Genomic DNA, 10095 nt, shown 5'->3' on the forward strand with positions numbered 1-10095 from the left:
CGAGGACCATGCCAAGGCCGCCCCTGCGTTCGACGAGCCAACTGTCGGTATGATCGCCGGGACCTGTGGAGCGCCGGGAAGTCTGGTCGGCACCGTGATGACCCGTGCCCTCGGAAGGTCTCCCCGTGCTGCTGCTGTCCTTCGCCGCCGTCCTGCTGGCTGCCGTCCTCGTGTCGGCGCTGGCCCACCGCACGATTCTGTCCACGGCGGCGCTGTTCCTGGTCGCCGGCTTCCTGCTGGGCGAGGACACCGGCGGCGTGCTGCACCTGCGGGCCGACTCGCCGATCGTGGCAGAGCTGGCGGAGCTGGCCCTGTTCGCCGTGCTGTTCACCGACGGCATGCGGGTGGGCTGGGCCGACCTGCGCTCGGCGTGGCGGTTGCCCGGAAGGGCGTTGGGCTGGGGCCTGCCGCTGACCCTGCTGGTGACGGCGGTGCTGGCGCACTACGTGGCCGGTCTGGACTGGCCGGAGGCGCTGCTGGTCGGGGCCATCCTCGCCCCGACCGACCCGGTGTTCGCCGCCGCGCTGGTCGGCAACGACAAGGTTCCGGCGCGGTTGCGGCACCTGCTCAACGTGGAGTCGGGCGTCAACGACGGCCTCGCCCTGCCGTTCGTGGTGGTGCTCCTGGCGGTCGCGGCCGGTTCGGACGACCTGCACCTGGGGGAGTTGGCCGGGGAACTGGCGGTCGGTCTGCTGATCGGCGTCCTGGTGCCGCTGCTGGCGATCGCGCTGGAGCGGACCCGCTGGTTCGCCGCCTCGACGGCCTACGCCCCGTTGAACGGGATGGCGATCGGCCTGCTGGTGCTGGCGCTGGGCAAGGCGACCCACGGCAACCTGTTCCTGGCGGCGTTCGCCGCCGGAATCACCGTGGCCACCTTCGGGCCGCGGCAGCGGGCGGCGTTCGAGCACTTCGGGGAGAACGTCGCCGAGCTGCTGAAGCTGGCGGCGCTGCTGGTGTTCGGGGCGCTGATCTCGGTGGAGTTCCTCGGGGAGATCTCCTGGACGGGCTGGGTGTTCGCCGTGCTGGCGATCGTGGTCGCCCGACCGGTCGCGTTGTGGATCTCGTTCCTCGGTTCGGGACTCGGCCTGCGCGAGCAGGCCGCCGCCATGTGGTTCGGGCCGAAGGGCTTCGCCTCGGTGGTCTACGGGCTGCTGGTGCTGGAGTCCGGCATCGCCGCCGGCGACGAGGTGTTCCACCTGGTCGCCCTGACGATCGTCATCTCGATCCTGGCGCACTCCTCCACCGACGTCGTGGTGGCCCGGGCCTTCGACGACGCCCGCGAGGCGCCGGCCTGGCACGGCGTGCTGCACCGGATCCGGCGGGCCCGGCGGTCGGCGGCCCCGCCGCAACCCGCCGAGAGCCGATCGCCCGGGGAGGGCTCGGCCACCGCGGACGGGGCCGGTGAGGAGCGGTCCTGAGCGGCGGGCTCGCCGGATTCCCGTCTCGGCGGCGACGACCTGCCCCGAACCGTGCCCGTGGACCGGGCCTGACCCGATAATCCCGCGCGCCGGTCAAGGCGCCGTGCGATGATCGCGCGCCGCGCGATCGAGCACCCCGGGGAGGACGGCATGGAGTTCGAGGTACGCCGGATCGGGCCGGAGTCGACCGCCGGGGCGGCGGCCGTGCTCGCCGACGCCTTCGACGGGTACCCCTGGACGGCCTGGACGGTGGCGGCGGACCGGCACCGGGAGCGGCTGGCGGCGATGTTCACCGGCACCGTCGAGGCGGTCGGGCTGCCCTACGGCGACGTGTGGGCGGCGGTGGGTCCCGACGGCCGGCCGGTGGCGGTGGCGGTGTGGCTGCGCCCGGACCGGCCGGTCCCGGACGAGGTTTGGGCCGGCGTCGCGGCGCGCAACGCGGAGCTGGCCGGCGACCGGCTCGCGGCGATGCTGGCCGCCGACGCGGCCTGCGCCCCGCTGCGGTCGCCCGAGCCGGCGTTCCTGCTCGCCACCGTCGGCGTGCGCCGCGTCGACCAGGGCCGGGGGCTGGGCGGCCGGGTGCTGCGCCCCGGCCTGGCGGAGGCGGACCGCGCCGGCCTGCCGGCGGTGCTGGAGACGTCGTCGGAGCCGAACGTGCGGTTCTACCGGCGGCTCGGGTTCGCCGTGACCGGGCAGGTCCGGGTGCCCGACGGCGGTCCCCGCGTGTGGGCGATGCGTCGGCCGGCCGGGCGGGCCACTGCCGCCGAGCGGACGTGACGGGCGGCTTCCGGGGATGACCCGCCGCCGAGCGGCGTGCCGGGCGGCTGCGGACGCGGCCGGCCGTCGCCGGGCGGGTGTAAGGCGCGCCCGCCCGGGTAGCCGCCGGGAATGGAGCTGGTCGAGGAGTCGCCGTACCGCTTCCGGATCGACCGGCACGACCCGATGCGGGTGCCGGGGGTGGTGTTCGCGTCCCGGTCGCTGCTGCCCGACGCGGGCGCGGACAAGTCGCTGGAGCAGGTGGCGAACGTCGCGACGCTGCCCGGCATCGTCGATGCCTCGTACGCCATGCCCGACGTGCACTGGGGCTACGGCTTCCCGATCGGCGGCGTGGCCGCCACCGACGTGGCGCACGGCGGCGTGGTCTCGCCCGGCGGGGTGGGCTTCGACATCTCCTGCGGGGTCCGGCTGCTCGCCGCCGACGTCGACCGCGACGGGCTGCGGCCCCGCCTCGACGCGCTGATGGACGGGCTGGGCGAGGCCACCCCGCGTGGGATGGGCAAGGGCGCGGTGTGGCATCTGTCCTCGCGCAAGGAACTCGACGCGGTGCTGCGCGGCGGCTCCCGGTACGCGGTCGAGCGCGGCTTCGGCGTCGAGCGGGACCTGCACCGCTGCGAGGACTACGGCGCGGTCGGCGACGCCGACCCGGCGCAGGTCAGCGAGCGGGCGATCGAGCGCGGCGCGCGCCAGGTCGGCAGCCTCGGCTCCGGCAACCACTTCCTCGAGGTGCAGGCCGTCGAGGAGGTGTACGACGAGGCCGCCGCGACCGCCTTCGGGCTGCGTGCCGGTCAGGTCTGCGTGATGATCCACTGCGGGTCACGCGGGCTGGGCCACCAGATCTGCACCGACTACGTCCGCGCGATGGAGAAGGTGATGGCCCGGCACGGCATCCACGTGCCGGACCGGCAGCTCGCCTGCGCCCCGGTCTCCTCCCACGAGGGCCGCGCCTACCTGGGCGCGATGGCCGCCGCCGCCAACTACGCCCGCGCCAACCGGCAACTGCTGGCCGACGCCGCCCGGAAGGCCTTCGCCCGGGTGACCGGCAGCCGGCTGGACCTGGTCTACGACATCTCGCACAACCTCGCCAAGATCGAGGAGCACGAGGTCGACGGCGCGCGCCGCGCGCTCTGCGTGCACCGCAAGGGCGCCACCCGCGCGCTGCCGCCGGGCCACGCCGACCTTCCCGACGACCTGCGCGACGTGGGTCAGCCGGTGCTCATCCCCGGCTCCATGGGCACCGGCTCGTACGTGCTCACCGGCGTGCCGGGCGCGCCGGCGTTCGCCTCCACCTGCCACGGCGCCGGACGGGTGCAGAGCCGCAAGCAGGCGGTGAAGGCCGAGCGCGGCCTGGACCCGCGCGGCCAGCTGGAGGCGCAGGACATCGCGGTACGCGGCGCGTCCCGGCGCGGTCTGGCCGAGGAGATGCCGTCGGCCTACAAGGACGTCTCGGCGGTGGTGGCGGCCGCCGAGGGCGCCGGACTGTGCCGGAAGGTGGCCCGGCTGGTGCCGATCGGCGTGGTGAAGGGCTGAGCCGGCGGCTCACACGTCCAGCGTCACCGCGCAGGACCAGCCCGCGCCGTCGCGGCCGAAGCGCAGCTCGTGCAGGGAGACGGCCTTCGGCACCGCGCCGACCAGCTCGACGGCGTCGGTGTCCGTCGTGCGCCAGCGCACCGTCAGGCCGCCGGCGCCGTCGTCGGTCACCTCGGTGCGCAGCGGCAGCTCGCCCTCCGTCTCCATCCGGAAGATCACCTCATCGAGTACGGCCACCAGCAGGTCCTCGTCGTCGCCGGCCGGAGCGCGAAACTCCCGCTCGCCGTCCGGCGCCGCCCCGGCGGGGTCGACGAACGTGTCGACCAGGGCGGCGACGGCCTCGGCCACGCACTCCTCGCGGGTGGGCGCCCACGCCTCGACGCGCACGTCGGCGGTGTGCGGCACGCAGCGGTGCCCACGCTCCGGTCGTCCGTCCATGCCCCGATCATCCGGCACCGGGGCGCCGCGCACCGGCGGTCGGCGCAGGCCGTGCCGGGGCCGACGCGGGCTCAGTGAAGGCCGAGGCGGGCGATGGGCTCGACGAGCTCGCGTTCCTCGTAGGCGAGGTGGGACAGCAGCGTGTCGCTGAGCAGGTCGACCGCCGCGCGGAGCTCGGCCATCCCGTCGGAGACGGAGACGAACGCCACGAGGGCGCGGTCGACCCGCTCCAGGACGTCGTGGATGGCGTGGTGCTCCTGCTCCAGCCGGTCGAGCACCGGCGCGAGGCGGGGGTCGCCGGCGCGCAGGTGCGGGAAGATGCCCCGGTCCTCCAGCGTGTGGTGGGTGGTGACCACCCGGCAGTACGACTCGCAGTAGGTGCCCAGCGTCCACTTGTTCTGCCGCATGGTCATGGTGTTGATGTGTGAGCGCGCGGTGCCCGCGTCGACCAGCCCGGCGCCCACCTGCTCGACGAGGTCGTACAGGCGCGCCAGTTCGGCCCGCAGCCCGTCGTGCACGTCGACGAGGTGCTGCGCGTTTGCCTGGTCGTGCGGCGCGTAGGCGCGGTCGGGGTCGGGCGCGGGGCCGGTGGGCCGGGTGCTCTCGTCCCAGACGCGGATCGCGCTGCGGCGTACGCCGTCGTCGGGCGTCGGGACGACGGTGAAGGCGCCGGCGGCCGGGCCCGATCGTGTCGCGGACGCCGCCGGGTTGGCGACCGGCGTCGGCGCGGCGGGCGCGGTGGCGGCGGCGCGCTCGGCGGCCACGAGCTCGCGGACGGCCGGGGCGACCTCGGCGGCGAAGCGGCGCAGGTCCCCGGGGTCGTCGCTGCCCAGGATGAAGGTGCTGACGCCGTCGCTGAGCGCGAGGTCTGCCAGTTCCTCGGCCCACTGCTCGGCGGGGCCGTGCAGCGGGCCGCGGCCGACGGTGGTGAAGCGGCCGGTCACGTTGAGCAGCCGGCGGACGTCGCCGGGAGCGCGGCCCGCCTCCCGGGCCGCCTCGTCGATGACGGCGTTGCCCCGGGCGAGGTCGCCGGGCTGGAGGTAGCCCAGCGACGGCAGCCACCCGTCGGCGAGCCGGCCGGTCAGCGCCAGCATGCGCGGCTTGTACGCGCCGAGCCAGAGGTCCACGTCGTGCGCGGGCGCCGGGCCGCGCTTCGCGCCGACGACCCGGTGGAACTCGCCGTCGACGCGGACGCCGCCGCGCGCGTCGACGTCCCAGATTTGGCGGATGACCTCGATCGCCTCCGCCAGGGCCCGTACGCCCTGCCCGGGGGAGAGCCGGCGCCCGCCCATCGCCTCGATGGCCTCCCAGAACGCGCCGGCGCCCAGGCCCAGCTCGACCCGGCCGCCGCTGAGCAGGTCGAGACTCGCCACGCTGCGGGCGAGGACGGCCGGCGGGCGCAGCGGCAGGTTCGTGACGTTGGCGGCCAGCCGCACGGTGCCGGTGCGGGCCGCGACGAAGCTCATCAGCGTCCACGTGTCGAGGAACGCCGGCTGGTAGGGGTGGTCCTGGAAGGTGACCAGGTCGAACCCGAGCTGCTCGGCCAGGACGGCGAGGCCCACCACCCGGTCCGGCTCGGCGTTGCCGGGCGTCAGGAACGACCCGAAGGTCACCGGGTGGCCGTAGTCGCCCATGTGCGCGTGTTCCCCCTGTCCCGCGGCCCCGTCGGGCCGCTCGGCCGATGGTATGCCGGGCCGTGGGCGGCGGCTGCCGCGACCGACGATGCCGCCCGCCGGGGCCCGCCGGCCTCGGCCCGCCCGCCGCAGCTCGCCGGCCGCGACCGGCCGTGTCGCACGCCCCCGCTACCCTGCCGGCATGATCATGGACGACTCCGACGCGACCACCGTACGGTTCCTCCGGATGATGCGGGCCACCCTGCGCGAGGAGAAGGTCGGCGAGGACACGCTCGGCCGCACCGTCGAGCTGGCCCGGGACTGGGGCACCAGCGGGGCCGCGGACGCGCGGCTGCGCGCGGCGCTGCGGCGGTTGCACGGCGAGTCCCCGGATCCCGACGACCCCCGGCAGGTCGCCGACGAGTGCGCCGGCCTCGACCCGGGCGACGACCCGGATCCGGGCGCGGCGGCGCGGGGCCGGGCGATCGGCCGGTTCGCCGCGAACGCCCGCCGGCTGCGCGAGGGCGAGATCGGCCCTGACGAGTTCGACCGGATCACCGGCGAGGGCCGGGCGGGCTGACGGGCGCGGGCGCTCGGCGTACGGTCGGCGGGTGCGGATCACCAAGTTCACCCACTCCTGCGTCCGGCTGGAGCACGACGGCGGCGTCCTGGTCATCGACCCCGGCACGTGGAGCGAGCCGCGCGCCCTCGTCGGCGCGGACGCCGTGCTGGTCACCCACGAGCACACCGACCACGTCGACGTGCTCCGGCTGGCCGGCCTCGGGGTGCCGGTCTTCGCGCCCGAGGGCGCGGCGCTGCCCGATCTCGCGCCGCTGCCCGTGACCCGGGTGCGTGCCGGGCAGCGGTTCACCGCCGCCGGCCTCGCCGTGACCGCGCTCGGCGGCCGGCATGCCACCATCCACGACGGCCAGCCCGACTGCGCCAACCTCGGATACGTCGTCGCCGACGAGGTCTACCACCCGGGCGACTCGCTGCATCCGCCGGACCGGCCGGTGGGCACCCTGCTCGTCCCGGCCCAGGCCTCCTGGCTGAAGCTCACCGAGGCCATCGACTTCGCCCGCGCCGCCGGGGCGGGCCGGGTCGTCCCGATCCACGACGCCCAGCTCAACGAGCGCGGGCTGGCCAGCGTCAACGGCTGGTTCGCCGAGACCGTGCCCGGCTACCGCTTCCTGGCGGCGGGGGAGTCCGTCTGACCGGTGCGACGGCCGCGACCGGGGAGCCGCCGTCCGTCCGGTGCCCGTGGGCCGGCCGGGCGGGCCGCCGTCCGTCCAGTGCCGTGGGCGCGCCGAACGGGTCGTCGCCGTGGGTGTCGGTCCGGTAAAGGCGGCGACCGCGCTGTGCCGTCCGCGCGGGAATTGCTATACGGTCGGCGGGTGAGGGTCGAGAAGCACTGGTGGAACGGCGACACGTCCCAGCGTGGTCGCCGCGACGTGTACATCCGCACCGACGGGCAGCGCTGGGACGTGCAGGTGCAGATCGGCGGCGCGTCCGGCCGCTCCCGCGTGCAGGAGTGCCCCGGTCGGGCCTCGGCGGTCATCCTCGCGGGCGCCTGGCGCGGCGAGAACCCGGCCTGGCGCGAGCTGCCGAGCTGACCCGGCGGCACCCGCGCCGCCACCGGAGCGGGTGCCGACACCGGGGTCGGTGCCGCAGCCGGGTCGGCCGATCCGCCATCACCCGCCGGCTCCGGCTGGTTACGCTCGACCTGTCGACGGGTCGGGAGAGCAGCATGAGCGGTGCGACGGTCCCCGCGGTGATGCCGGCGGCGTTCTTCGGGCACGGCAGCCCGATGAACGCCTTGGAGCTGAACCGCTACACGTCCGCGTGGCGCGCCTTCGGCCGGTCGGTGCCGCGCCCCCGGGCGATCCTCGTGGTGTCGGCCCACTGGTACATCGGCGCCACCGCCGTCACGGCCATGCCCCGGCCGAGGACGATCCATGACTTCTACGGCTTCCCGCAGGAGCTGTTCGACGTCCGCTACCCGGCGCCGGGCCTGCCCGAGCTGGCCGAGGAGATCAGCGACGTCGTCCACCCCACCTGGGTGGGCGCGGACGTCGACTCCTGGGGCATCGACCACGGCACCTGGTCGGTGCTCACCCACGCCTTCCCCGAGGCGGACGTCCCGGTCGTCCAGCTGAGCATCAACGCGTTCAAGAGCCTCGACTACCACCTCGACCTGGGCGCGCGGCTCGCGCCGCTGCGCGAGCGCGGCGTGCTCGTGGTGGCCAGCGGCAACGTGGTGCACAACCTGCGCGGGGTGGACCCGCGCATGGTCGACGAGGGCTTCGACTGGGCCCACCGCTTCGACGAGGCGGCCCGGGAGACGATGCTCGGCGAGCCGACCGAGGCGGCCACGCTGGACGCGCACCGCGACTTCGGCCGGGCCGTGCCCACGCCCGACCACTTCATCCCGCTGCTCTACCTGGCCGGCCTCGCCGGCGCGGCCGGCGGAGGCTCGGAGGTGCTGGTGGACGGGTACGCCTACGGGTCGCTGTCGATGACCGCCTACACGGTGGGGTTGTCCTGCCGCACCGACGCCCCGCTGGCCGGGGCGCCCACCCTGCCGGCGGGCGTGCCGACGGACTCGTCCAACATCTGAGGGTCGAAGCCGGGCGCCGCCGCCGTCAGCAGCCTGGTGCGGCACGTCGCCGACCAGCCGGTGGCGAGACCCTCGGCGAGGGCGGCCAGCAGGCGCGGCACGTCCCGACCGGCCGAGTCGTGCATCGCCTCGACCACCACGAGGACGGTCTCGGTGTCCTCGCGTACGGCCGACCAGCCGCTCTGCCGGTTGGTCCAGCGTCGGGCGTGCGCCCGCCCCACCGGGTCCGCGAAGATCACCTCGCCCGGGTCGGGGTGCTCCTCGGCGCCGCCGAACGTCAGGTAGCGCTCGTCGCCCCGCGCCGGCCGCACCTCGATCCCGCCGCCGATCCGCGCCGCGTCAAAGACGCCGACCGGGACGGCGTACGCGGCCGAGACGGCGTTGCCCAGGTCGACCAGCGGGTGCACCTCGGGCAGGCCGCCGTCGGTGCGCAGCCGCCGCAGCAGCGACTCCGCCGCGCACCGGTATCTCGTCGGGGCCAGCCCCATCCGGGCGAACGCCCGCCGCCACGCCTGGATCTCCGGGAAGCCCGCCTCGGTGCCTCCGGCGAGCCGCTCCCGCGCCACCGCGTGCAGCTCGTCGAGGGGCAGGGCGGCGCGGGGCGGGCCGCCGACGCCCTCGGCGTACAGGATGCCGGCGACCAGCCCGGGGTGGGCGGCCCAGATCTCGGGGGAGTGTCGGAAGTGCACGGTCGTGTCCCTCATCTCAGGCCTCGGCGCCGGCGAGCATCAGCCCGAGCCCGACGAACGAACCGGCGAAGCCCCGGCGCAGCCAGCGGGTCACGGCCGGCCGGGCCAGCACCCGGTCGCGCACGGCGCCGGCGAGCATCCCGTACGCGGCGAGCACCACGAGGGTGAGCAGCATGAACACCGCGCCGAGGAGCAGCATCCGGGTGAGCTGGTCGGGTGCGTCCGGGCGCACGAACTGCGGCAGGAAGGCGAGGAAGAACATCGTCAGCTTCGGGTTGAGCAGGTTCGACAGCACCGCCACCGCGATCACCCGGGCGGGCGAGGGCGTGGGCGCGGCCGTGTCGACGGTGAACCCGTCGCGGTCCCGCAGCGTCGCCCAGGCCAGGTAGAGCAGGTAGGCGACCCCGCCGTACTTGAGCAGCTGGAACGCCGTCGCGCTGGAGTGCAGCAGCGCGGCCAGGCCGGTGACCGCCGCGGCCAGGTGCGGGACGACGCCCAGGGTGCAGCCGACGGCGGCGAGCAGGCCCGCCCGGGGACCCCGGCCCAGGCCGGCGGCGAGTGTGTAGAGCGTGCCGGTGCCGGGGGTGACGACCACGAGCAGGGAGGTGAGCAGGAACGCGACGGTCATCGTCGTCCTTTCCGGATGGTGGGCGGGTGTGGCGACGCCTCCTACTCTGCTGCCAGCATGGTCCGATGCGTAGTGCCAAACCCGGCGATGCCGAGGGGTCCATAAACGCCGGATCGGATTTCCTGCACCTCGACATCGCCGCCGCGCCGCCCGGCCGTCGCGCCGACTGGCTCGCCGACCAGCTGCGCCGGGCCATCGCCGACGGTCGGCTCCCCGTCGGCGGCCGGCTGCCCGCCACCCGGGTGCTCGCCGCCGATCTCGGCGTCTCCCGGGGCGTCGTCGTCGAGGCGTACCAGCGGATGGTGGAGGACGGCCACGTCGCCGGCCGGGGGCGCGCGGGCACCGTGGTCGTGGCCGCGCCGGCCGCGACGCCCGCCCGGCCCGG

The 10095-nt window shown here is 75.7% G+C and carries 12 protein-coding genes; 8 read left to right on the plus strand and 4 right to left on the minus strand.

Translation table 11 applies throughout. The features are described 5' to 3' along the window. Positions 1-125 precede the first annotated feature (125 nt). The 3 genes from ACWENR_RS17600 to ACWENR_RS17610 all read left to right on the plus strand — a co-directional run bounded on the left by ACWENR_RS17600 (position 126) and on the right by ACWENR_RS17610 (position 3725). Entirely contained in the window at positions 126-1418 is a 1293-nt protein-coding gene (locus tag ACWENR_RS17600) for a cation:proton antiporter (protein ID WP_452278049.1), read from the plus strand. 150 nt (positions 1419-1568) lie between these two features. Beyond that, positions 1569-2195: a GNAT family N-acetyltransferase gene (locus ACWENR_RS17605; RefSeq protein ID WP_452278060.1), complete on the plus strand. Its 627-nt coding sequence runs from the start codon at positions 1569-1571 to the stop codon at positions 2193-2195. A gap of 111 nt (positions 2196-2306) precedes the next feature. Next, positions 2307-3725 (plus strand): RtcB family protein, encoded by a 1419-nt coding sequence (locus ACWENR_RS17610; RefSeq protein WP_452278050.1) that lies wholly within the window; start codon positions 2307-2309, stop codon positions 3723-3725. Positions 3726-3734: 9 nt separating this feature from the next. On the opposite strand, the gene ACWENR_RS17615 is transcribed toward ACWENR_RS17610, so the two are convergent. Next, the gene (locus ACWENR_RS17615) at positions 3735-4163 is read right to left on the minus strand and encodes an archease (RefSeq protein WP_452278051.1); all 429 of its coding nucleotides are present in this window, start codon (positions 4161-4163) and stop codon (positions 3735-3737) included. A gap of 71 nt (positions 4164-4234) precedes the next feature. Then, on the minus strand, positions 4235-5797 hold the full coding sequence (locus ACWENR_RS17620) for an LLM class flavin-dependent oxidoreductase (protein WP_452278052.1): 1563 nt from the start codon (positions 5795-5797) through the stop codon (positions 4235-4237). 181 nt (positions 5798-5978) lie between these two features. Between ACWENR_RS17620 and ACWENR_RS17625 the strand changes: the two genes are divergently transcribed. The 4 genes from ACWENR_RS17625 (at position 5979) to ygiD (ending at position 8393) form a co-directional block, all read left to right on the plus strand. Next, positions 5979-6356 (plus strand): hypothetical protein, encoded by a 378-nt coding sequence (locus ACWENR_RS17625; protein ID WP_452278053.1) that lies wholly within the window; start codon positions 5979-5981, stop codon positions 6354-6356. Between the two features lie 31 nt (positions 6357-6387). After that, positions 6388-6990, plus strand: a complete 603-nt coding sequence (locus tag ACWENR_RS17630; RefSeq protein ID WP_452278054.1) for an MBL fold metallo-hydrolase — start codon at positions 6388-6390, stop codon at positions 6988-6990. 180 nt (positions 6991-7170) lie between these two features. Then, entirely contained in the window at positions 7171-7389 is a 219-nt protein-coding gene (locus ACWENR_RS17635) for a hypothetical protein (protein ID WP_091107049.1), read from the plus strand. A 134-nt stretch (positions 7390-7523) separates the two neighbouring features. Next, positions 7524-8393 (plus strand): 4,5-DOPA-extradiol-dioxygenase, encoded by an 870-nt coding sequence (gene ygiD / locus ACWENR_RS17640; RefSeq protein WP_452278055.1) that lies wholly within the window; start codon positions 7524-7526, stop codon positions 8391-8393. On the opposite strand, the gene ACWENR_RS17645 is transcribed toward ygiD, so the two are convergent. Together ACWENR_RS17645 and ACWENR_RS17650 are read right to left on the minus strand one after the other, a co-directional pair. Then, on the minus strand, positions 8300-9097 hold the full coding sequence (locus ACWENR_RS17645) for a B3/B4 domain-containing protein (RefSeq protein WP_452278056.1): 798 nt from the start codon (positions 9095-9097) through the stop codon (positions 8300-8302). The two genes, ygiD and ACWENR_RS17645, sit on opposite strands and share 94 nt — an antisense overlap. Before the next feature lies 1 nt (position 9098). Beyond that, the gene (locus ACWENR_RS17650) at positions 9099-9710 is read right to left on the minus strand and encodes a LysE family translocator (RefSeq protein WP_452278057.1); all 612 of its coding nucleotides are present in this window, start codon (positions 9708-9710) and stop codon (positions 9099-9101) included. A 65-nt stretch (positions 9711-9775) separates the two neighbouring features. On the opposite strand from ACWENR_RS17650, the gene ACWENR_RS17655 reads away from it, so the two are divergent. Continuing rightward, positions 9776-10095: GntR family transcriptional regulator (locus ACWENR_RS17655; protein WP_452278058.1), on the plus strand; the 320-nt coding region annotated here is incomplete at its 3' end.

The organism is Micromonospora sp. NPDC004336, assembly GCF_053602615.1.

Excerpts from the sequence above, each read along its gene's own strand:
- ACWENR_RS17610 (WP_452278050.1), top strand. The coding sequence starts at position 2,307 with ATGGAGCTGGTCGAGGAGTCGCCGTACCGCTTCCGGATCGACCGGCAC.
- ACWENR_RS17645 (WP_452278056.1), bottom strand. The coding sequence starts at position 9,097 with ATGAGGGACACGACCGTGCACTTCCGACACTCCCCCGAGATCTGGGCC.
- ACWENR_RS17615 (WP_452278051.1), bottom strand. The coding sequence starts at position 4,163 with ATGGACGGACGACCGGAGCGTGGGCACCGCTGCGTGCCGCACACCGCC.
- ACWENR_RS17620 (WP_452278052.1), bottom strand. The coding sequence starts at position 5,797 with ATGGGCGACTACGGCCACCCGGTGACCTTCGGGTCGTTCCTGACGCCC.
- ACWENR_RS17625 (WP_452278053.1), top strand. The coding sequence starts at position 5,979 with ATGATCATGGACGACTCCGACGCGACCACCGTACGGTTCCTCCGGATG.
- ygiD (WP_452278055.1), top strand. The coding sequence starts at position 7,524 with ATGAGCGGTGCGACGGTCCCCGCGGTGATGCCGGCGGCGTTCTTCGGG.
- ACWENR_RS17605 (WP_452278060.1), top strand. The coding sequence starts at position 1,569 with ATGGAGTTCGAGGTACGCCGGATCGGGCCGGAGTCGACCGCCGGGGCG.
- ACWENR_RS17650 (WP_452278057.1), bottom strand. The coding sequence starts at position 9,710 with ATGACCGTCGCGTTCCTGCTCACCTCCCTGCTCGTGGTCGTCACCCCC.